The sequence below is a fragment of the Enterobacter sp. A8 genome (assembly GCF_004296595.1).
Taxonomy (GTDB): Bacteria; Pseudomonadota; Gammaproteobacteria; order Enterobacterales; family Enterobacteriaceae; genus Enterobacter; species Enterobacter cloacae.
Genome location: NZ_SCMF01000002.1, coordinates 433,403 through 457,277, shown reverse-complemented (window position 1 = coordinate 457,277; position 23,875 = coordinate 433,403). Strand labels below are relative to the sequence as shown.

Sequence of the window (23,875 nt, the reverse complement as noted above, 5' to 3'; positions counted from 1 at the left end):
ACCGTGAACAGTGAGAAACAGTCACGTCAGTGGGCGCACGGCGCCGATATGGTTGTCGGCCAGCTGGAAGCGCAGGGCGTGAAGCAGGTGTTCGGGATCCCGGGGGCGAAAATCGACAAAGTCTTTGACTCCCTGCTGGACTCGTCCATCGAAATCATCCCGGTACGCCACGAGGCGAATGCGGCGTTCATGGCGGCGGCGGTAGGGCGTCTGACCGGCAAGGCAGGGGTGGCGCTGGTTACCTCCGGGCCGGGCTGTTCCAACCTGATCACCGGCATTGCCACCGCCAACAGCGAAGGCGACCCGGTGGTGGCGCTGGGCGGAGCGGTGAAGCGGGCGGATAAAGCCAAACTGGTGCACCAGAGCATGGACACGGTTGCCATGTTCAGCCCGGTCACCAAATACGCAGTGGAAGTCAGCTCTCCGGATGCGATTGCTGAAGTGGTATCGAATGCGTTTCGTGCCGCCGAGCACGGCAGGCCGGGGGGCGCGTTCGTCAGCCTGCCGCAGGATATTGTTGACCAGCCCGCCACGGGCGCGATTTTACCGGCCAGCGGCCCGGCGCTGATGGGCCCGGCTCCCGAATCGGCCATTAACGATGTGGCGAAGCTCATCGACAAAGCCAAAAACCCGGTGATCCTGCTGGGGCTGATGGCGAGCCAGCCTGCCAACAGCGCGGCGCTGCGTAAGCTGCTGGAGAAAAGCCGTATTCCGGTCACCAGCACCTATCAGGCCGCCGGGGCGGTGAACCAGGAGCACTTCACTCGCTTTGCCGGACGCGTCGGTCTGTTCAATAACCAGGCGGGCGACAGGCTGCTGCATCTGGCGGATCTGATTATCTGCATCGGCTACAGCCCGGTGGAGTATGAGCCTTCCATGTGGAACAGCGGCGACGCCACGCTGGTACACATTGACGTGCTGCCGGCCTATGAAGAACGCAATTATGTACCGGATCTGGAGCTGGTGGGGGATATCGCTGAAACGCTGAACCTGCTCGCTAACCGGATCGATCACAAGCTGGAGCTGAGCCAGCGTGCGTCAGAGATCCTGGTCGATCGCCAGCATCAGCGCGATCTGCTCGATCGCCGCGGTGCCTCGCTCAACCAGTTTGCCCTGCATCCGCTGCGTATCGTGCGGGCCATGCAGGACATCGTGAATAACGACGTGACCCTGACCGTCGACATGGGCAGCTTCCACATCTGGATCGCCCGCTACCTCTACAGCTTCCGGGCGCGTCAGGTGATGATCTCCAACGGTCAGCAGACCATGGGCGTTGCGCTGCCGTGGGCCATTGGCGCGTGGCTGGTCAACCCCGGGCGCAAAGTGGTCTCGGTGTCCGGCGACGGCGGCTTCCTGCAGTCAAGCATGGAGTTGGAAACCGCCGTGCGTCTTAACGCCAACGTGCTGCACATCATCTGGGTGGATAACGGCTACAACATGGTCGCCATTCAGGAAGAGAAAAAATACCAGCGCCTTTCCGGCGTGGAGTTCGGCCCGGTCGATTTCAAAGCCTATGCCGATGCCTTTGGCGCCAGGGGCTTTGCCGTGGAGAGCGCCGATGCCCTTGAACCGACGCTGCGTGCGGCGATGGATGTGAATGGCCCGGCCGTGGTGGCCATTCCCGTTGACTACAGCGATAACCCGCTGCTGATGGGCCAGCTCCATCTCAGCCAGATTTTGTGACTCACTATAAGGACAGAGAAATGCAAAAAGTTGCTCTCGTAACCGGCTCAGGCCAGGGGATTGGTAAAGCGATTGCGCTGCGCCTGGTGAAAGATGGCTTTGCTGTCGCTATCGCCGACTATAACGATGAGACGGCGCGAGCCGTTGCCGATGAAATCATCCGTAACGGCGGTAACGCCATCGCCGTGAAGGTGGATGTCTCTGACCGTGACCAGGTGTTTGCGGCGGTTGAGAAAGCCCGCACCGCGCTGGGCGGTTTCAACGTGATTGTGAATAATGCCGGGATTGCGCCGTCTACGCCCATCGAATCCATCACGCCGGAGATTGTCGACAAGGTCTACAACATCAACGTCAAAGGGGTGATCTGGGGCATGCAGGCCGCGATTGACGCGTTTCGCAAAGAGGGACACGGCGGCAAGATCATCAATGCCTGCTCCCAGGCGGGCCATACCGGTAACCCCGAACTGGCGGTATACAGCTCCAGTAAATTCGCGGTTCGTGGCTTAACCCAGACCGCAGCACGGGATCTCGCGCCGCTGGGGATCACCGTTAACGCCTACTGCCCGGGCATCGTGAAAACGCCAATGTGGGCGGAGATTGACCGCCAGGTGTCAGAGGCGGCAGGTAAACCGCTTGGCTATGGCACCGAAACCTTTGCCAAACGTATTACGCTTGGCCGCCTGTCCGAACCGGAAGATGTCGCCGCCTGCGTTTCGTATCTCGCCGGGCCAGATTCCGACTACATGACCGGCCAGTCTCTGTTAATCGATGGTGGGATGGTGTTCAACTAAAAACGTAATACTAATAAGCTCTGACATGAGTTTTCCCCTGCCCCCGTGCAGGGGCTTTTTTTTGTCTCCTCCGCCATTGTGCATTACACTGCGCGCTGCAAAACTTTAGTCATGACGATTTGACAGGCGGTAACAGCGATGAACGGTACAATCACAACGTGGTTTAAAGATAAAGGCTTTGGATTTATCAAAGATGAAAACGGTGACAACCGCTATTTTCATGTGATTAAGGTCGCCAACCCTGATCTGATCAAGAAAGATGCGGCGGTGACTTTTGAGCCAACCACCAATAACAAAGGCCTTTCCGCCTATGCGGTGAAGGTGATCCCGGAAAGTAAATACCTCTATATTGCAGGCGAGCGCGTGAAGCTCACCTCCATCAAATCCTTCGTTGTGTTTAGCGAAGAAGAGCCTGCGGATACGGGCATCGACAAAGAGAACGCGGTGCTGTCTGTCGGGCTGCTGATGAATAACATCAAACCGAAAACCGACAAAAAGCCGGGCGAAATGCGCACGGTGAAGAAGCTGGCGATCACCACCTTCCAGAACACCACGCTGATCTTTACCGAAGATGAAATCGATATCGACGCTACGGTTAAGCTGCTGAAGTAATCTGTTGCCGGGTGGCGTTTCGTGCATTCTGACCCTCTTCCCTGAAGAGAAGAGGGTAAAATGGTTGCCTGTTCAGGCGATCCACATCATTCCCGCAGGGGTTATTTCTCGATCATCTGAACAATTTGGTCGCGGTTGATGGCATGTTCATTTCCGGCAACATCTTCATAGGTAATTAAACCGTTATCATCATCAACTTCTGGTTTTCCATGCGTAATAATCATCTCACCATTTTTCTTCTGTAAGACATAGTCACTTGAACATCCTGCAAGGGTAAGTGACAGAAATACCAGACTAAAAACTGCAACTAACTTCTTCATCTTCATACCTGATTTAAAAAAGCCACGACGGGCCGAAAGACGTTACTGATAATCCAGTCATTAAAATTGAGTCATCAGTAACACTGCATAGATTATGAATATAAAAATGAGCGAGCCTATGACGGCGCGGCGTTCAAGTGGCGTGACAACTTTTTCCTGTTTGTCATGGGGTTTCGTTAACATTCTTTTCTCTCCGTTATCCAGCCAGCGTACCCGAGACGTTCACCGTCAGGTGATAGTGCCCGGCAATATGCAGGAAGCGATCGACATTGGCGGAATGGCAATTCCAGCCGTAATCCCTGCTGAGTAATTTATATTTCCCTGTCCCGAAGCGGTGGTAGGGCAATAACTCGACACCCAGAAAATTGCGCCGTCCGTGGGTCAGTGAAGCAATTAACGCCAGTAACTTCGCCGCCTGATCCGATGCGTCATTAAATCCAGGGATCACCGGGATGCGGATAATGATCTGCTGATCTCCCTGTAATAACCGGGCAAGATTGCGGACAATCGTTTTATTGCTGACGCCGGTAAAACGTTTATGCAGCGTGTCGTCTGCACTTTTTAAATCGTACATAATCAGATTGCAGCCAGCGGACGCCTGATGAAGCGCATGCCAGGAGGCATAGCCAGCAGTTTCAAGGGTGATATGAATATCCTCGGTCTTCAGTCGATCAATAAGCGCCCGGGCAAAATTGGGCTGGGTAGCCACTTCGCCGCCGCTCAGCGTGACGCCGCCGCCGGACTGCCGGAACCAAATCTCGTCCGCCATCACCCGTTCAAAGACCGTCCCTGCGCTAACATGCTCACCAACTACGCCGATCGCGGCGGTGGGGCAGTGTGCTTCGCACAGGCCACAGCCTGTACAGCTACGGTCGCGTTCCAGGGTGTGAATATTCTCCATCCGCCGATGAAGCCCTGTCGGGCACAACGCCGCGCATTTGCCGCAGTGCAGGCAGCGGTCAGCGTGGTAAAAGAGCTCCCTGCCGGGGGTTATTCCCTCCGGGTTGGCGCACCAGGCGCAGCGCATCTGGCAACCTTTGAAAAAGACAATACTGCGGATCCCTGGCCCATCATGTAACGAAAACCGCTGAATGTTGGAGATCCAGCCGGACACCTGATCAGAAGGATCGCTGAGTGGTTCTGCTGATAATCTCATCCTGGACCTCTTTACTTAATTCAACGAAGAACGCGCTGTATCCCGCTACCCGAATCATCAGGTTGCGATAGTCGGCGGGATTTTGCTGGGCCTTACGCAGCGTCTCATCGTCCACGTAGCTGAACTGCAGCTGGGCATTTCCCAGAACGCTGGCGGTGCGCAGCAGGTGGATCAGGCTGTTCTGCCCCTCTGTCGTTTCCAGCATGCCGTACATCAGCTTGATGTTATGCACCATGCCAATGTCCATCTCTTCAACGTTAATCCGGCTGACGGAGTTGATAATGGCGGTAGGACCGAGGTAATCCGTTTGCTGAGCCGGGCTTATCCCGTCCGCGAGCGGTTTACCTGCCAGACGCCCGGAGGGCAGTGCGCCGGTGATAAGCCCGAACGGCGTGTTATTAGAGATAGAGAGCGTGCCGAAGGCGAACGGCGCATACAGCATCCGGTACCGGCGGTGCTCCTGCTCAAGAAAACGCACCAGCTCCCGTGCGATCTCGTCCACGGCCAGAATGTCGTTACCGTACTTCGGTGCCCGCAGACAGGCGGTCTGGATCTCGTCGTAGCCGACAAAATTGTGGTCGAGTGCTTCTACGATCTCCGGCAACGTGAAGCGGGAGGTTTCATAGACCAGAGTTTTGATCGCCATCAGCGAGTTCACGCAATCGGCGAGGCCGGTCCAAATCAGGCCCGGTCCGGCATTCAGGGAGGCGCCGCCCTGGGTGACATCTTTTGCCTTCGCCATACACCCGTCGATAAAGCATGACATCAGGGGCTTACGGGCATGCTCGGCGTGCAGTTTCTGTACAACCCGCGTGGCCTGTGCCGCGTTGCGAACGATGGCGGAGAGCTGGCTTCGCACCGCCTGTTCTACCTCTTCATACGTGGTAAATTGCGTCACATCGCCGGTTGCCGGGCCGCACGGCTTTCCGGCACGATTGTGGCCGTTGCGCAGCGCCAGCTCGATGGCGGCCGTAAAGGTGGTGTAACCCACCGAGGTCCACTGGTACATTTTTCCTGACTTCTGCGGCTCGACGCAGCCCATCAGACAGTAGTCGCGGGCGTCTTCGTAGCTGAAGCCTTTATGTAGCATCATCCTGATATGCGCATCGTCAAAGTGGCAGGCCGGGAATCCCATCCCGCTGCGCACGACGTCGACCACTTTGCGCATAAACGGCTGGGGAGACTGGTTGTGGATACGTACCGCCAGCCCGGGCTGGTAGATTTTTAATTGTGCCGAGCAGTCCATGATCATCAGGGTCAAGGGGTTGGTGGCGTCGCCGCCTTCGCGTTTCTGCCCACCCACCACAAGATTGATAAAAGGCTGGTAACCCGCAAAATACATGGCCGTCGGTTCACTGCAGATCCACAGGGTTTCGGCCATTTTGATCATCCAGCAGCAGAGCAGCTCTTCTGCCTGCTGCCGTGTGAGCGTACCGTCGTTGAGATCGCGCGCCAGCAGCGGCCAGAGATATTGATCGACGCGGCCAAGAGAGATGCCGGTCTGGTTCTCCTCCAGCATAAAGAGAGAGTGAACGAACCAGATAGCCTGTAGCGCATCGTGAAAATGGCGCGGCGGATGTTCCGGTACGTGACGACAAATGTCGGCAAGCTGCAGCAGCTCGTCCCTGCGCAGAGGGTCATTTTCCGTTTCGGCAAGCTGCGCCAGGTAGCGCGAGTAGCGTTGTGCATAGGTCACTACACCGTCGCAGGTATGCAGCATGGCGGTGTAAAAATTAAAGGCGTCGCTATAGTCGGGCGTAGTCGCATCGAGCGCAGCCAGACGTGCCGATGCTTCGTCCCGAATCCCTTTTATGCCTTTGCCAAGCAGGAGCGTGTCGTAGCCCGGGCAGGAGTCGCCACCGCCGTTTTGGGTTTTGATGGTGACATCGCAGATCCCGTCGTCGTGGCACCACTCCCATAGCCCGAGCGTCGTGAGCCGGGTTTGCGCCATCTCGTCCAGCGAGCGACCTTCCCAGTAAGGAAACACCTCTTCCCGCAGCAAACGCCGTGTTTCATCATCAATCTGGTACGGGTCCTGCGCGCGATGGGGGAGGTTATCCAGCTCCCCGGCCACCCAGCGCCAGCTTATTTCAGGCGAGACTTCGCCGCCCCGTGCGCCCCCGGCCGGATGGCTGACGATCAGTTCATTATCGGCCACATACAGGGGAGCCTTTTCACAGGCGCGGCGGAAGGCCAGCGCCCTTAACAGGGTGTTATCCATCCCGGGGTTTTCTTTATACACTTCGGTGACGCTGACGGCCCGGCGTGCAGAGATAAAAGGCTTTGCCTGCAGGTACTTATCACGAAGCTGTATCACTCGCAGGGAAAGATGTTCTGTGTTCATGCTGTCTCTCCTCAAATGGCGATGACGATCAGTCCTGCCACAATGCAGCAGATCCCAACTTTTTCGAGAATGCTGCTGCGCAACTGGTAAAACAGGCTGCTCATAAGCGTAATCATGACTATCCCCATACCTGACCAGAGGGCGTAGGCCGCTACGGGTGAAATGGCTCCCATAAGCATCGACAGGGCATAAAATGAAATGACGTAGCACACCAGACATTGAATGGTTAGCGGGATATTTTTAAAGTTATCCGTTTTAGGGAGCAGAAGCGTGCCGATAACTTCCATCGTGACTGAAATAATCAGCCAAAACAGATAGGTTAATAGAGTAAACATAATTGTTCGCTGTGTTATTTATTTTGCTTAATCGCCAGGTTTAATATGATTATTCCGCTGATGACCAGGCATAAACCCATCCATGCATTCTGCCCGAGCGTAAAATGAAAAATACGCGTCTGAATATAGCTAATGCTGAATATGCCGAACGCAGACCAAATTGCGTACGCCACGCCAATATGAATTCTGCGTAATGCGAGGGATAAAAAATAATAACTGATTCCGTAGCATATTATCGCAGCGGTTCCCACAGCAGGACGCTGAAAACTGTTTGAGAGCGATAATAATGTTGTGGCAATCACTTCAATGGATACCGCCGCAATCAGTGCGGTAACGCTTTTGGATAACGTCATTGAATTATTCTCACAAAATAAAATAGTACGTGGGGATTACAATAAAACCGATGCCGTGTGTTCACCTCCTGGAAATGAATAATTTAAATATAAGAAATTAAACACACATCCGTGTGCTTACAGAATAAAGGTCCCTTCAATAATCAGACACGCTTCACCCGTCAGCGCGATACGCTCGTTATCCTTAATATGGCAAATCAGCTCTCCTTTACGGCATCCCCCCTGTTGGGCATGCAGCGTTTTCTTGCCCAGCTTTTCACTCCACAGCGGTGCCAGAAAGGTATGCGCGGAGCCCGTCACCGGATCTTCGTCCACACCTACCTGAGGGCCAAACCAGCGAGAACGAAAATCATAGGTGCGTGATGCAGCGGTAACGACCACGCCACGCGTGTTAAAAGTATTCAGGGCGGCAAAGTCAGGGTTAAGGGTGTCTAACTGTGCTTCGTCATCAATCACCACGATGAGATCGGCGGCTTGCCAGATTTCGCCTGTCCCTTCTTCCAGCCCCAGCGCGCTAAGCAACCCCTGCGGAGCCTCAATGAGAGAGGGGATGGACTGTGGAAAATCGAGCGTGAATTTGCCGCCGTTTGAGGTTACCGTCAGTTCACCGCTGCGCGAGAAGAAGCGAATGCTGTCGCCAGCACTTTCGTCACCTAACAGAACGCTGGCCGCCGCGAGCGTTGCATGGCCGCAGAGATCCACTTCCACCGCAGGCGTAAACCAGCGGATCCTGAAACCGTCGTCCTGTTTAACCACGAACGCAGTCTCAGAAAGGTTATTTTCTGTGGCGATATGCTGGAGAACAGAGTCTTCTGGCCAGGCGTCCAGCAGGCAGACTGCTGCTGGGTTGCCGGTAAAGGGGCCGTCAGAGAAGGCGTCAACCTGGTAAAACGGGATGCGCCGGGGGCTGTTATTTTTCACCCATCACCTCAAGATCGTTATAGACCGTATAGCGGGTCACTCCCAGGGCCTGCGCCGCGTGCTGGACACCGCCTCGCATTTTGAAAATGCCTTTAGCATGCATTTCCGCAACAATTTTTAGCCGCTGTGCTTTCTGGACTTTTTTACCCGGGACCGAATGCTTATCAATAATTTCCTGGATTGACTGCTCGATGATACCTCCCAGGTTCATATCCTGCGGGTCCGTCTCTGCAAGCGGGCTGACCGCTATCGCGTCCAGGTACTTGCGCATTTGCTCATAAGGGGAGGTATCGACATTGATGCAAAAGGCCATTAACGGTACCCCTTCATCACTGTAGTAAATGGTTGAGGCGCTGTTCAGGATCTTCCCGGATGCAGTGACGGTTTTATAATTTTTGACTGTAACCGGGGTGCTGTCCTGGCTGTTTTTCAGCAGCAGAGCAAAGCCTTTGTCCTTTTCAGGACCGGATAAGAGATTGTCACCCGCCTTTCTACCGCTCACATGCCCGTTGATAATTTTTACAACGGACTGTTCAGGTGTGGTCAGGTTATGTAACACAATCTCCTGGTTCGCCGACAACGTACCTGCCAGTGCTTCCATTGCCGCTTCCAGTGGCCCGGAAATCAGTTCAATATGTTTCGCGTAATCTGATTTCATTCGTGTTCCTCTCTATCCGGCATGGTCAGATGTTCTGTTTAATCGCTCGTTTTCATTTCCGTCCCTTGCCATTCCTGGCTGAGACGGCCTCTCCGTAGCGTCAAATTATACCTGTTATGTTTAAATATCAACAAAAAGTTGATGTTGGTGTTATGTGCGCGTAGATTCCAGGGCTCACCGTACGGTTAAAGAGACCGGAACAGCATAATTTTAAGGAATACGATGAAGATCCTGAGCGTAATGGTGGCCGTAGTGCTGCTGACAGCATGCCAGCTGGTACGGCCTTTTGGCGAGGCTACGACCTATCAACCCTTCACTGTTTCTGCCCATCCCGGGCTGGATGGGCGCTATCACTGTATGCGAAGCGCACTCGTCGCGGACGGCTACGACGTGGAGCTGATTTTCCCTGAGCGGGATACCCCCAACTTTTTTGATATTGCTAAAGGGGACAGGCTGATTGCCCAGATCGATATGTCTCATACAACAGGAGCAAACTTTATCGATATTACCCTCATCTCTGGCGCAAAACAGACCAATGAAGAACTTGCTCGGGTGTTAACACCCTGTGTTGGCTGGTGATTGCCGGAATCGTGGGATATGTGGGTGGTTCCCCTTCCCGTATCGTCCGCGTAACTGAAAAGCCATAATTCAACAAAAAGTTGATTATTACTCATTGTGTTTATAATATACCCCCACTGGCATCCGTTAAGGGGGGTATATGAACAGCGATCGTCAAAAGAACACCAGCTGGAGCAAATGGTCAGAGCGAGGCTTCGTTTATGCCGTCGTTCTGCTTTGCATCATCAACTACGTTTACCAGCTCTTTCGCATATTTTCTGCCTGAGGTTCGCCGCCTTATGTCTGACGGGTGAGAAAGAGACATTCCCCCCTGACAAAAATAAATGAAGCATTGGTTAAGCTGTTATTACTTTTCGTAATCAGTATAAATCGCTAAAAAAAATAGTTTTTCAGACAAAAAACCTCACAAATTTAGTGGTAATTACAATTCAACATTATCATTTATAAACTGTGGAATTATAAATTGGAGTGGTTTTTTGCTTTGTTTTTCTTTCTTTTGCTGGTGTGTTTGACTGCCTTTTTGCATTTTATGTGGTTAAAGGGGTTGGTTTTTTCACTGATTGACACATTTATCGTTACTAAACACAATATAACCTCACAGTGATAGTGGTATTAATCCTGAAGCCAGTTTTAGGGAGGTATTCGTATAAAAAAGAATAGGGATCTTGTCGCCTGTCAGGCAGTGTGTAGCGGTTATATTGTGGAATTTAATAATGGCTCCCGCCTCTGGATAAACCGGGAAACATTGCTTGTCGGATGGATTGATAATTCGCAGGCACCCCGAAAAGGAGGGATGCGCTTTCAGAAGACAAAGATGAATCTTTTTGCCTATCTTCTGGAGCACGCAGTCCGAAAAGAGATCAGCCGTGATGAATTATTACATCAGGTATGGGAAAAGTACGGCCTTAAGTCATCCAGCAGGCAATTGTGGCATGCAATAGGCCAGCTGAAACTCAGCCTGTTTACATTGGGTATCCCTTACGAATTTATTTCGTCAAATAAAGGGAAGACCTATTCGCTCGAAAAAGTGAAGGTCTTCTTTATTACCCAGGCTGAGATTAATGATGAAGCATTTTAAGAATGCATAAGCAACTTAACTTTTTTTAAATGAGATTGTAAGGATGTCTAATCAATTTAAGATATTTCTGGCGGTATGCACTTATGCCATCACCAGCACTCTGGTTTATGCCGCGAGTTCTGGCACGATCACCTTTACCGGTTCGGTAAACAGTGAGACCTGTGCGGCGGTGGTAAATAATGGTAGTGCTGATGGCACGGTATCTTTACCCGCCGTACCGACCTCAGCATTAAGTGCAGCAGGAGCGACAGCGGGGGCAACCGCGTTCACCATTAATTTGACCGGTTGTGACCCTGCAAATACTAAAACCCGCGCTTTTTTTGAAGCGGGGGGACAGGTTAACAGCGCCGGGCGCTTAAACAACTCGGATACCGCCGGGGCAACAAACGTGGAGCTGGAATTGCTTGATGTGGATGACAACAGCTCCGTCATTATGGCGGGTGACTATGCTTCACAGTCCACGTCCGGAACCACGATTGATGCGTCGTCAACAACCGGCACGCTGAATTATGCCGTCCGTTATTATGCGACCGGGGCGGCGACATCCGGGGCAGTAGCCAGCTCTGTGACGTACAGTATTATTTATCTCTGATTTAATCGCACAGTACGGATATAACAATAATTAAACAAGGAGTGTGTTCTTCTTGAGGTCTGTCGTCGGCCTGAGGAATCAGGCCGTTTTTTACCAGAATGGAAAAATATGAAATTAAAATTTATCGGTACGTTTATTTTATTCTGTTTTTTTAACCATATCGCTGCGGCAGCGATCTCTCTTTCCGGAACGCGCGTTATCTATCCGCAGGGAAAAAAAGAGATAGCGCTGGAAATTAAAAATCATGGCTCACAGCCGGTGCTGACCCAAAACTGGATAGATGACGGAAACAGTGAGGCATCACCCGACAAATTAAATACGCCTTTTGTAATTACGCCGCCTATCGCCAGAATTAATCCGGAACAGGGGCAGTCATTGCGTATATCTGCTGTGGAAAATACGCTACCCCGGGACCGGGAATCGGTTTTCTGGATCAATGTACTGGAAATTCCGGCGGTCAATAAAACGGCGGTAAATAAACTGCAAATGGCTTTCCGGACACGCATTAAATTATTTTATCGCCCTGAAGGCCTTGCCGGAACACCTGAAAAAGCCGCGCAGCAGCTCAGCTGGCGAAAAGTATCTGCCACGCAGCTGGAAGCAATCAATAACACGCCCTGGAGCGTTTCTCTGGCAGGGGTGGCATCCGGCAACTGGAAGACGGTGGGGGATGTCGTGCCTGCCTGGGGTAAAAAAACGTTCACGATAAAACGCGGACATGCTCTCGCCTCCGGCGGAGATATCACCTGGACATATATCAATGATTATGGTGCTGAGCGTTCCGCAAATGGTCTCCTGAAAAATTAATTCACAGGACTCGGATGTTATGAAGAAGGGATTATCGGTATGGCCACCGCTTTCAGGCGTGGCTTGCGGGGTGATTTCTGCGCTGTTTTTCTCTTCCGGCGTTCAGGCTGACGATGACATACAGTTTGACAGTAATTTTTTGCGCATCTCACATCCGGAAAAAGTCGACCTGTCGGCGTATATGAAAAACGGACTGCCGGCGGGCCGGTACCGGGCGGATATTTACCTGAATAATAAGCTGGTCATGATCGATGATATTCGCATTAGCGGAAAAGAGACTGACTCGCAGAGAATTCTGTTGTCGCCAGCGACCATCGCAGGATTACAGTTAAAACAGAACAGACTGTGTGTAAATAACGACGGGCAATGGTGCGATCTGCAGGCTGTCCTGCCAGAAAGTCATCTGGAATTTAACGGCGGCAGACAGCGGCTCGATGTCAGTATTCCCCAAGCCATGCTGCAGCATGCCGCGCGCGGCCAGGTAAGCCCGGCGCTCTGGGATGTCGGGATCCCTGCGCTATTACTGGGTTATAACGTGAATGGCTACCGTAGCGAGAATAGCGGCGGAGAATATAACAACCTCTATGCGGCGCTGAACGGTGGGCTGAATATCGGCTCCTGGTATTTTCGCCATAACGGGACGTTAAGCTGGCAGCAGCAGAATGGCACGCAGCAGAAAAAATATACCGTGCTCAACAGCTACGTGCAGCATCCACTGGCGGGTATTGAGGGAAACCTGACGTTAGGGGAATCGAACACCTCCGGGCAGCTATTTGACTCTGTGGCGTTTACGGGGGCATCGGTCGCCAGCGATGACCGGATGCTGCCCGCCTCCCGGCGAGGCTACGCGCCGGAGATCCGTGGCGTGGCGCAAACTAACGCGAAAGTGATGGTTCATCAGAACGGTAAACTCATTTACGAGACGTCTGTTTCGCCCGGGGCCTTTGTTATCAACGATCTGTATCCGAGCGGTTATGGCGGCGATCTGAACGTCACGGTACGTGAGGCGGACGGCTCACAACATTTTTTTGACGTTCCCTATGCATCGGTTGCGCAGTTGCTGCGTCCGGGAACACACCGTTACAGCGCGACGGGGGGCAGGCTGAGGGGGGATTATCTCAGTGAACGTCCGGCATTTGGTGAAGTGACCTATCAGCGGGGGCTGACGAACCGCCTGACCGGCTCAGGAGGGATACAGGCGACGTCATTTTATCAGGCCATGCAGGCCGGCTTTGCGGTGGGAACGCCTGTTGGCGCGGTGTCATTCGATACCACCTGGTCGCAAACCCGTCTAAGAGAACAGACGCTGCGGGGAGAAAGCATCCGGCTGAGTTACAGCAAATTTATTCCGGCGAGCCAGACGCAGTTTTCCCTGGCTACCTGGCGATACTCGACGGGAAATTATCTTTCTCTGATGGATGCCGCCCTTTTACATCAGCAGCGGCCCGGTGAGGGAACAGACGGACGGACAGGTAAAACCCGCAATCGTATGACGCTGACCCTCAACCAGGGGTTACCCGATAAATGGGGACAGCTGTATGTGACGGGTATTCTGCAGGACTACTGGGGTCGAAAAGGCCACGACCAGCAGTATCAGGCGGGCTACACCCTGACCACGGGCAGGGTGAACTGGAATCTGGGGGTTAACCGCAGCCGCACGGCCGGGGGCGATTTTCAGAATATCTGGACACTGAGTTTCAACATGCCGCTGGGAGGGATCTCCTCGCCGCTGCTTACCGGGCAGATGTCGCGTGACGGTCAGGGACATTTCAGCGAGCAGGTTGCGCTTTCCGGCAGTGCAGGTGAACGACAGCAGTTCAGCTGGAATGCCGGGGCATCGCATCAGCATCAGTCGGGAGATGCCGGGCAAATTGGCGGAACGTGGACCGGGCCGGTTTCCACCCTCACGGCAAACTATGCCCAGGGTCAGGCGTGGAAAAGTGGCTCTCTGGGAATGAGCGGTACCGCAGTCGCGCATTCCGGCGGAGTGACTTTCTCTCCCTGGACCGGCAACACCTTCGCGCTGGTGGAGGCGAAAGGTGCTGAAGGGGCTGAAATACCGGGCTACGCCGGAACGCGCGTTAACCGTGCTGGTTATGCGCTGGTGCCAAATCTGATGCCCTATCAGAAAAACAGCGTGTCGATAGATCCCACCTCGGTAGAGGATGACCTGGATCTCGACAGCACCAGCCAGCAGGTGATCCCGTACGCGGGTGCCGTGGTGAAAGTGAAATATCGTGCCGCTGAAGGCGTGCCCGTACTGGTGACGGTACGTCGGAGCAACGGAGAAGGTGTGCCTTTCTCGGCTCGTGCCATTGATGCCAGTCAACAGACAGTGGGATATGTCGGGCAGGGGGGGCGCCTGTATGCCCGTCTGGCGCAGCAAAGCGGAGTACTGGAACTTCGCTGGGCAGATGACGCAGCGTCCCGCTGCAAAATGAAGTATTCGCTCCCGTCCACGGCGGGAAAAAAATTGCTGACCTTCGACGCAATCTGTAATTAATACGACGTAACAACGTCAGGACGCTAATGAAAGTTTTAGTTTGTGTATTTACTGATAATGAATTTTTCTTTTCAGCCATGGTGGAACTGATCGCCTCGCATCCACTTTTAGCGAAAAAATATACGCTGTGTAAAATCCGTTCAGATGAGACGGGGGCGTGGATGCGGACAGCCAATAATGAACATATGATTATTGCAGGGCCGGACATGGAATCGCTGGTCAGAATTTTTTGTCTGGAAAAACAATGGGATTATTTGACCGCGCGTTACAATGCCCGCGAAATGCAGGAGTTTCTGTCCCGGAGAATAAACCGACAGCATGAAGCAAAAAAACACCTTGTACGAACAAGAACACACTTAAAACTTTCAACGCAGGAGTTACGCGTACTGTCATGGTTTATTCTTGGGATATCGCCGCATAACATGTCCAGACACTATGGTTTATCAATTAAAACGATCAGCACCTATAAGCGGCGCCTGATGGATAAACTGTATATTAAATCTGATGCCGAGCTGTTTAAGGTGGGCTTGATGTATCAAACATACCGTAACCATTTTGGCTGATTGATGAGGGTTGAATGAACATTTCCGTAAAGGCAGGGGTGGTGATATTTCTGTTTCTGATGGTAATTTCAAAAGCGGTAATGGCTGTAACCTGCTCGCTCGACAGTTCATCCGTTTTTAAAACGGCCAGTAGCGTAACAATGCCGCTTAATTTATCAACCATTTCGGTGAGTAATGATATTCCGGACGGTACTATCCTTTATCAACAGAGATATACTCCTGGCTATGCAAGTGCTACGGTTAATTGTGATAATAATGATACCTGGTTATATGTTACATCTTTGCCAAACGTTCCTATGCCACTCTCTTCCTGGACCGGTAGCATAATATCCCCTGAAGAATGGAAAGGGTCCGATTCCTGGGACGGGCATATATACGAAACAGGTGTTGCTGGTATTGGTGTGACAATAACGATGATGAGTTCTCGTACACCTGCTCCGGGCATTGTTGGGACCAACTGTGCAGCAAGTAATAAAAAGTGTACCGACCTCGGTGGAGATGCCCGGGCATATATTGCACTGGTAAAAACGGGCCCAATTAGTGCAGGGGTAATTAACGCCGGTAATTTCCCTACCTTTTCGGCCGCTCTGGGCAGGCAAGAGAGTAATATTCTCCTCTATACACTGAATTTTTCGGGATCGATGAACGTGACCCTGCCAACCTGCACGACCCCTGATTTCAGCGTTTCATTAGGACAATGGCCAACAGAGCGCTTTACCGGTAAGGGGATTGCCACGCCATGGATTGCAGCAAACATTACGTTGACTAACTGTGGAACATTTAGTGGGAGTAATGTCAGTGCTGCCAAAAATTATTGGTCAGATGATAATAGTTCGGACTCCTCAACCATGCAGTGGAATACTTGGTCAGTGTCATTATCTCCCGTCACTTCGATAGTGGATGCAGCCAACGGAATTATGTCTGTCGATACCAGTGATGCCTCTGCTGCAACGGGAATCGGTATTCAACTCAGTTCCGGCGAAACAACTTCAGCAGATTCATACATTATTGACTTCAGCAGCAGTTTTTCCGGTACTTTCACCTCTGATGGTGCCAGCAGCGTAATTATTCCGCTATCAGCGAGATATATTCAAACTGAAGATAGTGTCACGGCAGGTACAGCGAACGGTAAGCTGGTTTATACTGTGAGTTATTTTTAAAAAATTAACGAAAGCAACGGGTATTTGTACGATGATATGATCTGCTAGCTCCAGGGAGCAACGCTTATTGTCATCGCGGGAACCATTCAGGGACGGTAATTCCACTCTGTTAAAACATTCCCCTCTTAACATAAAATAATAACATTAGCGCCCAAAAAAGCCTCTGCTAAAAGAGGCTCAGGCAATCCTTTCTCACTGTTATGGCGTTAAGCGTGTTTTGCCGTGAGGGCAGGTTTTGAAAATGCATCGTGTTGTTGAAGCGCAATACGGGGTTTCAGGCTCTCTGTCACCCGGGCAGCTGGACATGTTGTGCATGACTCGCCAGAGTGTCGGACTGTATTTATCAATTTGTATAATGTTTACGGCACGTAATTTTTCGGAAATAATAAAACCGTTGTTGTTAACCGTAATTTTATCACCCGGTTTGATAAGATAATCACCTTTATACCACAGCAAATATTTATGATTATGTTGCGTGATTATTTTGGTAAAGAAGGTGCCTGTGATGGGACTGACAATAGTGCCTAATGAAATCCATAATTTTGTTATTTCCACTCATCTACCTTTTTTAACAAATAAAATACTCTATAAATACAGTTTAGCCACCTCAGTAGAGAGTACATAATAGTTATTGCCTATTCATAAGATTAACGCTGATAAGCATCTGATAAATCTGCTGTCAAATATACGACAATACTTTACATTGATAAAACATCACGTTGAATTTTTAACAAAAGTAATAATATGTTTGTGTTGCGGCGGTAATAAATGTTTAAATATTAAACGACAGTCCGGATTTAATGTTCCTCCCACAAAGATAACACCTCCTCAACGTTTCTTACGCCATCGCGAAAATAATTAACATGGCGTTTTTCGATAAAAAAGACTTCAAGGGATAAGAGGAGGAACAGCAACACCACAAAAATAACGAGAAAATTTTTGATCATAATTTGTACCGTATGACGTAAAACCAGGCGGGATAGCGCTTTTCAATGACCTGATGAATTTGAAAACAGGTTTATCACTACCACGCCCGCAATGATCAGCCCTATCCCTGCCAGGGCGGCCATATCCAGTTTTTGGCCATAAACAACCCATCCCACCAGACTAATCAGGACAATTCCGGCTCCTGACCATATCGCATAGATAATGCCCGTCGGTATGGTTCGCATGGGAATGGTTAACGACCAAAACGCAAGAAGGTAGAAAAGAACCGTAACGGTGGCAGGCCATAGCCGGGTAAAGCTGTCGGATAATTTTAATGCTGTTGTTGCAATAACTTCACAAACAATTGATATAAAAAGAAAAAGGTAGCTATTCATATAAAGGCCTGTCACAACATACTTCTGTATCACCCAAATCGGGTGGAAAAACAATATCAACATTTAGTTGTAAATTAAACTTGGTGTTTAATTTTGTGTGAGCCAGCGCACCTTCTCAGGCCAGCTTAAAAACGGAAAATTTCCTTGTTATCGGCGCTATCGCTTCCGTATCCCCGTAGAGCGCAATGGCGACAAATTCCAGTGCTTCAAGCGTGGTTTCTTTCGTTGCCTGAATCTGGGCTTCAGAGGAGGGGCCAAGCATCGTCGTCGTAAAGAAATTAAACGGGATCCCCGCTTCCTGAGATTTCAGTGCCGCGGTTTTTAACTGATTGCTGTTTTTGGCCTGCAGGATCACGACCGGGTAATGGCTAAGATAAGCGTTCAGCCCGCTTTCAGCGTTTGGGTAGTCATGGAAGAGGACATCATCCGCCTTGCGCATGATCCCGGCGGCCAGGTGGGCCGTGGCATTCAGCAGCAACGCCGGATCCTGCGTGCGGTTAACAACGACATAGAGTTTTTTATGATTGTCTTCAAACATCTCGATTCCTCAGTGATTTTTTGATTTATACCGTAGCTGGTCATTCACGAACGTTACGCAAAGTATGCCGGCAGCAGGAAGCAGCCAGGCCAAACCCTGATTATGTAGCGGCATCCTGGCACTGAGCGTTGTCAGCCATAAGGGGCCGCCCGCGGCGCTAAGTGCCTCAGCCAGACCAAACAGAAAGGTGACGAATGCCGCAGGGACAATGACCCGCGCTGGTGAGTGGAAGGTTGTCCGCATGAAAAAGGTCACGATAAGTACAACAAACACCGGATAAATCGCCGTCAGAACCGGCACCGATAACGCAATCAATTGGGTCAACCCGATATTTGATATCAGCATGGAGACGATGGCAAAAAACCAGATGCAGGTTCGATAGCTAAAGCGGGTATGGTCGCTGAACCAGGCGCCACAGGCCGATGTCAGCCCGACAGCGGTAACCAGGCAGGCAAGGGTCATCAACACCCCCAGAAAAATGTCGCCGCCAGGTCCATAGCTAAAGTGGACATAAGCACTGAGCACCTGAGCGCCGTTTGTTGCCCCATCAATCAGCCCGCTGCTACTTAGCCCAAGCCGGAACAGGCCTGCATAAACCACGACAAGGCCCACGCCTGCAATCAGGCCGGAACAGAACGCATAACGAGTAATAAGGCGGGGAGAGGTTACCCCTCTGGATTGAATCGCTCTGACAATCACCAGCCCAAAGACCAGGGCTGCCAGCGTATCCATCGTCAGATAACCATTGGTGATCCCCTGAGAAAAAGGGGAGGTGGCATACAGACCCTGTGGAGGCAGGGGAGCCCCAGCTGGAACGAGCATCGCCGTGATTGTCAGTACCAGAAGCGCCACGATTTTCAAAGGCGACAGGAACTTGCCTACCGTATCGAGAAGGCGGCCGGGATGAAGGGAGATCAGAACGACCAGCGCGAAAAAGCTCAGGCTCCACCAGGCTAAGCCATACGCGCCAGGATGATAATGTTGTAATGCCAGCTCGTACGAGACGGTGGCGGTTCGCGGAATGGCGAACAGCGGTCCGATACAAAGATAACAGGCAATAGTCAGGACCAGACTGCAGAGGCGTCCGGTGGGCTGGGTTATTGCCTGCAGCGATCCGCCGGCTTTAGCCATGGCAATGGCGGTCATCACCGGCAACCCGACACCCGTCAATAAAAAGCCCATTGCGGCATACCAGACGGATGTTCCTGCCTGTAAGCCGATCAGGGGCGGAAAAATGATATTACCGGCCCCAACAAACAAGGCGAAGTTGAGAAACCCCAGGATAAAAATGTCTCTGACGCGGAAAGTTGTCATGTGGATATCGTCTTCACTCTGGTTGTCGGCAGCGCCAGGGGTTAATTATAAAACACGCCCTGAAACCGGGCGTGCCAGCCGTGCATGGGGATCAACGATGGCTGTGATGCCCATGAAAATCATGCCAGCCATGTGCATGGGAAGGATCATGGTGCCAGTGATGATGATCCGGATGATGGCGATCGGTGGAGTGATGATCCCTGATCACGCAGCCGCTGAGCATCAGGCTCAGGATAACCAGGGAGACATTCAGGCATAACTTACTGTTCGGCATACTGCCATCCTCTCAAGAGTGCTTAATGAGTTGAGGGCAATGATATAGATTAAACAAAAAGTTGTAATTTCAACATTTGTTGTATGTTGAAATTAAAGGTAACAAAATTATTCAATGCGTAAAATCTTATGAAAATAAAATTACAATTTAACTTATTGTTTTTTCGGTTGTTTTGTTTTGATGGACTTGTATGGCTGTATAAAAATCGGCCTTTTCTTTCACTTCTGTAAAAAGCGTAATAATAAGTAATGGAGATTGTCACGCAGCGGAATAAAACGGATAGTGCGCCCCACAGGAACAAAACCACATAAGGAAAATGGTTATGAAAACGTTACTCTCTCTTGCTGCACTTCTCGGTCTTGCCTCGTCTTCTGCTTTTGCTGCCACTGCACAGGACTGTGTAAAGGCAGATAACCCGCAAATTGAAGCACTCTTTGACAGATGGAATGCCTCATTACAAACAGGCGATGCCCATAAAGTGGCGGAAAATTATCTGAGTGATGCGGTTCTGCTGCCGACAATTTCAAATCAGGTGCGACTGACCGATCAGGAGCGCGTGGATTACTTCCAGGATTTTCTTAAGAAGAAGCCTTACGGGAAAATTGATAGCCGCACCATTCGTCTGGGCTGCAATAAAGCCATTGATACCGGAACGTATACCTTTACTTTCGCCGATAAATCGACCGTGACTGCCCGCTATACCTTCACCTATGCGTGGGACGGAAAAGAGTGGAAAATTTCCTCCCATCACTCTTCCGCAATGCCTGAAGGATAAGATCTGTCCCCTCTCCCTTTGGGGAGAGGGGGAACCACTCAGCGTCTTACCGGCGCTCCGTTCGCCACGTAATATGCCGCTGTACTCTTCGCCAGCGGCTCGCGCCCGCGAATGGCATCAGCAATTTTCTCACCGATCATAATGGTGGTGGCGTTCAGGTTGCCGGTGATGATCTGCGGCATGATCGACGCATCCACCACGCGTAACCCTTCCAGCCCGTGAACGCGGCCTTCGCCATCAACTACCGCCATCTCGTCATAGCCCATTTTGCAGCTTCCACACGGGTGGAAGGCGGTTTCGGCGTGGTTGCGCACAAACTCGTCCAGCTGTTCGTCGGTCTGGCACTCAACCCCCGGGCTGATTTCGCGGCCACGGTATTTGTCCAGCGCGGGCTGATGCATGATTTCGCGGGTGATGCGGATCGCATCGCGGAATTCCTGCCAGTCCTGCTCGTGGGACATATAGTTGAACAGGATTGCCGGATGCTGGTGCGGATCGCGCGATTTAATACGCACGTGCCCACGGCTTGGTGAGCGCATCGACCCAACGTGACACTGGAAGCCGTGCTCTTTCACCGCGTTGGAGCCGTTGTAGTTAATCGCCACCGGCAGGAAGTGATACTGAATGTTCGGCCACTCGAACTCCTCGCGGCTGCGGATAAACCCACCTGCCTCGAAGTGGTTGCTCGCCCCCACGCCGGTGCCGCCAAACAGCCACTCGGCGCCAATCTTCGGCTGGTTCCACCACTGCAGGGCAGGGTAGAGGGAGACCGGCTCTTTGCATTCGTACTGGAGATACATCTCCAGGTGATCCTGCAGGTTTTCGCCCACGCCGGGCAGGTCATGCACCAGCGGAATATCAAACTGCTTCAGCAGTTCCGCGTTGCCCACGCCGGAGCGTTGCAGGATCTGCGGAGAGGCAATCGCCCCGGCGCACAGCAGCACCTCTTTGTTTGCCGATGCTTTGGACGGGATGGTGCTTTCGCCTTCCAGCCACTCAACGCCCACGGCGCGCTTGCCGTCAAAGAGAATGCGATCGGTCATGGCGTGGGTGCAGATGGTCAGGTTCGGGCGCTGCTTCGCCTGATCCAGATAGCCGCGCGCGGTGCTGGCGCGTCGGCCCTGTGGCGTAACCGTTCTGTCCATCGGGCCGAAGCCTTCCTGCTGATAGCCGTTGAGATCGTCCGTGCGCGGGTAGCCCGCCTGTACGCCCGCTTCCACCATTGCCTCAAACAGCGGGTTCACGCCCGGTTTGGAGGTGGTGACGCTCACCGGGCCGTCGCCGCCGTGGTAGTCGTTTGGACCCACGTCGCGGGTTTCAGCCTTACGGTAGTAGGGCAGGCAGTTGAGGTAGCTCCAGTGGTCCAGACCTGGCTCTTTTGCCCAGTTGTCCAGATCCATCGCGTTGCCGCGCACGTAGCACATGCCGTTGATGAGCGATGACCCGCCCAGCCCTTTACCGCGTCCGCATTCCATGCGGCGGTTATTCATATAGGGCTCTGGCTCGGTTTCGTACGCCCAGTTGTAGCGCTTGCCCTGCAGCGGGAATGCCAGTGCGGCAGGCATCTGGGTGCGGAAGTCAAAGCGGTAATCCGGGCCGCCCGCTTCAAGCAGCAGAACGGTTGTATTCGGATCTTCAGTCAGTCGTGTTGCCAGAACGTTGCCGGCAGAGCCGGCACCAATAATGATGTAGTCAAATTGCAAAAAAACCTCCCGGTTAAAATATGGACTGGAATTTACCCATCTCAACCTGGATGGACTTCACCTGGGTGTAACTCTGGAGCGTCATCACGCCGTTTTCGCGGCCGATACCGGAGTGTTTGTAGCCTCCAACTGGCATCTCTGCCGGGGATTCACCCCAGGTGTTGATCCAGCAAATACCCGCCTCAAGCTGATGAATAGCGCGATGGGCCCGGTTCAGATCGGCCGTCACGATGCCTGCCGCCAGCCCGTAGTCGGTATCGTTGGCGCGGCGAATGGCTTCTTCATCGGTTTCGTAGGTGAGAATGGACATCACCGGCCCGAAGATCTCTTCGCGCACAATGGTCATCTCGTCGGTGCAGTCGGTGAACACGGTCGGGGCGACCCACGCGCCGTTGTCAAAGCCTTCACCCTTCAGCACGTCACCGCCGCACAGCACGCGCGCGCCTTCCTCTTTGCCTTTGGCGATATAGCGCAGCACATTGTCGCGGTGCGGGAAGCTGACCAGCGGGCCAAAGTTGGTGTTTTCATCGAACAGATCGCCCGCGCGGATGCGGCCCACGCGCTCAACAATTTTCTGCTCAAACGCGGCCTTGAACTTCGCGGGTACGAACACGCGGGTGCCGTTGGTGCAGACCTGGCCGGAGCTGAAGAAGTTGGCCATCATCGCGATGTCGGCAGCGAGATCGAGATCCGCATCGTCAAATACAATCAGCGGGGATTTGCCGCCCAGCTCCATCGTCACCTCTTTCAGGGACGAGGCCGCCGAGTTCGCCATCACCTTTTTGCCGCTGGCGACGCCGCCGGTGAAGGAGACTTTCGCGATGCCCGGGTGTTCGGTCAGGTACTGGCCGGTCTCCGCGCCCACGCCCGGCAGAACGTTAAATACGCCGTCCGGCAGGCCCGCTTCGGTGTAGATTTCCGCAAGCTTCAGGGCGGTGAGGGGGGTGACTTCGCTCGGCTTGAAGATCATCGCGTTGCCCGCCGCCAGCGCCGGGGCGGATTTCCACAGGGCGATCTGGATCGGGTAGTTCCACGCGCCAATACCCGCCACCACGCCCAGCGGCTCGCGACGGGTGTAGACGAAAGAGGTATCGCGCAGTGGGATCTGGCTGCCTTCCAGCGCCGGGATCAGCCCCGCGTAGTACTCCAGCACGTCCGCACCGGTGACGATATCCACGGTTGAGGTTTCCGAATACGCTTTACCGGTGTCGAGGGTTTCCAGCTTCGCCAGTTCGTCGTTCCGCTCGCGCAGGATATCGACGGCGCGACGCAGAATGCGCGAGCGCTCCATGGCGGTCATTGCCGCCCAGATTTTTTGCCCTTGCCGGGCACTCTGGACGGCGCGATCGACATCTTCGCGCCCGGCGGCCTGTACGGTCGCCAGAACGTCGCCGTTAGCCGGGTTAATGGTCTCGAAGGTGCGACCGCTGGTGGCGGATGTATAACCACCATTGATATAAAGCTGCTGTTCTGCCATTCGGGACATAAATTCTC

General features: G+C 52.5%; 26 protein-coding genes. 12 read left to right on the top strand and 14 right to left on the bottom strand.

Going from position 1 to position 23,875, the window contains the following annotated elements; genetic code table 11:
• The first annotated feature begins 3 nt into the window (after nt 1-3).
• From alsS to EQV24_RS10225, 3 genes are all read left to right on the top strand, one after another.
• Nucleotides 4-1,683, top strand: coding sequence for an acetolactate synthase AlsS (gene alsS / locus EQV24_RS10235; protein ID WP_013097652.1), 1,680 nt, complete (start codon nt 4-6; stop codon nt 1,681-1,683).
• 20 nt (nt 1,684-1,703) lie between these two features.
• Nucleotides 1,704-2,474 carry a (S)-acetoin forming diacetyl reductase gene (locus EQV24_RS10230; protein WP_013097651.1) on the top strand — a complete coding sequence of 257 codons (771 nt, stop codon included), beginning with the start codon at nt 1,704-1,706 and terminating at the stop codon, nt 2,472-2,474.
• 138 nt (nt 2,475-2,612) lie between these two features.
• A complete protein-coding gene (locus EQV24_RS10225; RefSeq protein WP_013097650.1) occupies nt 2,613-3,086 on the top strand; it encodes a cold shock domain-containing protein in 474 nt (157 codons plus the stop codon).
• A 101-nt stretch (nt 3,087-3,187) separates the two neighbouring features.
• Here the strand turns inward: EQV24_RS10225 and EQV24_RS10220 are convergent, their stop codons facing one another.
• The 7 genes from EQV24_RS10220 to EQV24_RS10190 all read right to left on the bottom strand — a co-directional run bounded on the left by EQV24_RS10220 (nt 3,188) and on the right by EQV24_RS10190 (nt 9,173).
• A complete protein-coding gene (locus EQV24_RS10220; RefSeq protein WP_029883734.1) occupies nt 3,188-3,406 on the bottom strand; it encodes a YgdI/YgdR family lipoprotein in 219 nt (72 codons plus the stop codon).
• Nucleotides 3,407-3,602: 196 nt separating this feature from the next.
• Nucleotides 3,603-4,562, bottom strand: a complete 960-nt coding sequence (locus EQV24_RS10215; RefSeq protein ID WP_130626532.1) for a glycyl-radical enzyme activating protein — start codon at nt 4,560-4,562, stop codon at nt 3,603-3,605.
• Nucleotides 4,525-6,906 (bottom strand): choline trimethylamine-lyase, encoded by a 2,382-nt coding sequence (gene cutC / locus EQV24_RS10210; protein ID WP_130626531.1) that lies wholly within the window; start codon nt 6,904-6,906, stop codon nt 4,525-4,527. Before cutC ends, EQV24_RS10215 begins: the two co-directional genes overlap by 38 nt.
• 11 nt (nt 6,907-6,917) lie before the next feature.
• Complete coding sequence (locus EQV24_RS10205; RefSeq protein WP_058651695.1) at nt 6,918-7,241, bottom strand: SMR family transporter; 324 nt, start codon at nt 7,239-7,241, stop codon at nt 6,918-6,920.
• A 14-nt stretch (nt 7,242-7,255) separates the two neighbouring features.
• Complete coding sequence (locus EQV24_RS10200) at nt 7,256-7,594, bottom strand: SMR family transporter (protein ID WP_029883738.1); 339 nt, start codon at nt 7,592-7,594, stop codon at nt 7,256-7,258.
• Between the two features lie 117 nt (nt 7,595-7,711).
• Nucleotides 7,712-8,515 carry a PhzF family phenazine biosynthesis protein gene (locus EQV24_RS10195; protein ID WP_058683884.1) on the bottom strand — a complete coding sequence of 268 codons (804 nt, stop codon included), beginning with the start codon at nt 8,513-8,515 and terminating at the stop codon, nt 7,712-7,714.
• Complete coding sequence (locus EQV24_RS10190) at nt 8,505-9,173, bottom strand: helix-turn-helix transcriptional regulator (protein ID WP_029883740.1); 669 nt, start codon at nt 9,171-9,173, stop codon at nt 8,505-8,507. Before EQV24_RS10190 ends, EQV24_RS10195 begins: the two co-directional genes overlap by 11 nt.
• Nucleotides 9,174-9,395: 222 nt before the next feature.
• Between EQV24_RS10190 and EQV24_RS10185 the strand changes: the two genes are divergently transcribed.
• The 8 genes from EQV24_RS10185 to EQV24_RS10155 all read left to right on the top strand — a co-directional run bounded on the left by EQV24_RS10185 (nt 9,396) and on the right by EQV24_RS10155 (nt 16,455).
• Nucleotides 9,396-9,752 carry a hypothetical protein gene (locus EQV24_RS10185; protein WP_130626530.1) on the top strand — a complete coding sequence of 119 codons (357 nt, stop codon included), beginning with the start codon at nt 9,396-9,398 and terminating at the stop codon, nt 9,750-9,752.
• A gap of 139 nt (nt 9,753-9,891) precedes the next feature.
• A complete protein-coding gene (locus EQV24_RS23885; protein ID WP_279388635.1) occupies nt 9,892-10,017 on the top strand; it encodes a hypothetical protein in 126 nt (41 codons plus the stop codon).
• Nucleotides 10,018-10,452: 435 nt separating this feature from the next.
• The gene (locus tag EQV24_RS10180) at nt 10,453-10,830 is read left to right on the top strand and encodes a hypothetical protein (protein ID WP_130626529.1); all 378 of its coding nucleotides are present in this window, start codon (nt 10,453-10,455) and stop codon (nt 10,828-10,830) included.
• A gap of 43 nt (nt 10,831-10,873) precedes the next feature.
• Nucleotides 10,874-11,422: a fimbrial protein gene (locus EQV24_RS10175; RefSeq protein WP_130626528.1), complete on the top strand. Its 549-nt coding sequence runs from the start codon at nt 10,874-10,876 to the stop codon at nt 11,420-11,422.
• A 108-nt stretch (nt 11,423-11,530) separates the two neighbouring features.
• Nucleotides 11,531-12,229, top strand: a complete 699-nt coding sequence (locus EQV24_RS10170; RefSeq protein ID WP_130626527.1) for a molecular chaperone — start codon at nt 11,531-11,533, stop codon at nt 12,227-12,229.
• Between the two features lie 19 nt (nt 12,230-12,248).
• On the top strand, nt 12,249-14,732 hold the full coding sequence (locus tag EQV24_RS10165) for a fimbria/pilus outer membrane usher protein (RefSeq protein ID WP_130626526.1): 2,484 nt from the start codon (nt 12,249-12,251) through the stop codon (nt 14,730-14,732).
• A gap of 26 nt (nt 14,733-14,758) precedes the next feature.
• Nucleotides 14,759-15,295 carry a LuxR C-terminal-related transcriptional regulator gene (locus EQV24_RS10160; RefSeq protein WP_058651700.1) on the top strand — a complete coding sequence of 179 codons (537 nt, stop codon included), beginning with the start codon at nt 14,759-14,761 and terminating at the stop codon, nt 15,293-15,295.
• A 14-nt stretch (nt 15,296-15,309) separates the two neighbouring features.
• A complete protein-coding gene (locus EQV24_RS10155; protein ID WP_130626525.1) occupies nt 15,310-16,455 on the top strand; it encodes a fimbrial protein in 1,146 nt (381 codons plus the stop codon).
• 198 nt (nt 16,456-16,653) lie between these two features.
• Here the strand turns inward: EQV24_RS10155 and EQV24_RS10150 are convergent, their stop codons facing one another.
• From EQV24_RS10150 to EQV24_RS23710, 5 genes are all read right to left on the bottom strand, one after another.
• Complete coding sequence (locus tag EQV24_RS10150) at nt 16,654-17,010, bottom strand: hypothetical protein (RefSeq protein WP_130626524.1); 357 nt, start codon at nt 17,008-17,010, stop codon at nt 16,654-16,656.
• A 434-nt stretch (nt 17,011-17,444) separates the two neighbouring features.
• Entirely contained in the window at nt 17,445-17,777 is a 333-nt protein-coding gene (locus EQV24_RS10145) for an SMR family transporter (RefSeq protein WP_130626523.1), read from the bottom strand.
• Nucleotides 17,778-17,892: 115 nt separating this feature from the next.
• Nucleotides 17,893-18,315: a DUF2000 domain-containing protein gene (locus EQV24_RS10140; RefSeq protein ID WP_130626522.1), complete on the bottom strand. Its 423-nt coding sequence runs from the start codon at nt 18,313-18,315 to the stop codon at nt 17,893-17,895.
• Nucleotides 18,316-18,324: 9 nt separating this feature from the next.
• A complete protein-coding gene (gene brnQ, locus EQV24_RS10135) occupies nt 18,325-19,629 on the bottom strand; it encodes a branched-chain amino acid transport system II carrier protein (protein ID WP_130626521.1) in 1,305 nt (434 codons plus the stop codon).
• 91 nt (nt 19,630-19,720) lie between these two features.
• Nucleotides 19,721-19,903, bottom strand: coding sequence for a hypothetical protein (locus EQV24_RS23710; RefSeq protein ID WP_207905501.1), 183 nt, complete (start codon nt 19,901-19,903; stop codon nt 19,721-19,723).
• Between the two features lie 322 nt (nt 19,904-20,225).
• Between EQV24_RS23710 and EQV24_RS10130 the strand changes: the two genes are divergently transcribed.
• Entirely contained in the window at nt 20,226-20,678 is a 453-nt protein-coding gene (locus EQV24_RS10130; protein WP_029883750.1) for an SgcJ/EcaC family oxidoreductase, read from the top strand.
• A gap of 38 nt (nt 20,679-20,716) precedes the next feature.
• On the opposite strand, the gene betA is transcribed toward EQV24_RS10130, so the two are convergent.
• Together betA and betB are read right to left on the bottom strand one after the other, a co-directional pair.
• Nucleotides 20,717-22,381 (bottom strand): choline dehydrogenase, encoded by a 1,665-nt coding sequence (gene betA, locus EQV24_RS10125; RefSeq protein ID WP_062935462.1) that lies wholly within the window; start codon nt 22,379-22,381, stop codon nt 20,717-20,719.
• 13 nt (nt 22,382-22,394) lie between these two features.
• Nucleotides 22,395-23,867 (bottom strand): betaine-aldehyde dehydrogenase, encoded by a 1,473-nt coding sequence (betB, locus tag EQV24_RS10120; RefSeq protein WP_038418874.1) that lies wholly within the window; start codon nt 23,865-23,867, stop codon nt 22,395-22,397.
• Nucleotides 23,868-23,875 lie beyond the last annotated feature (8 nt).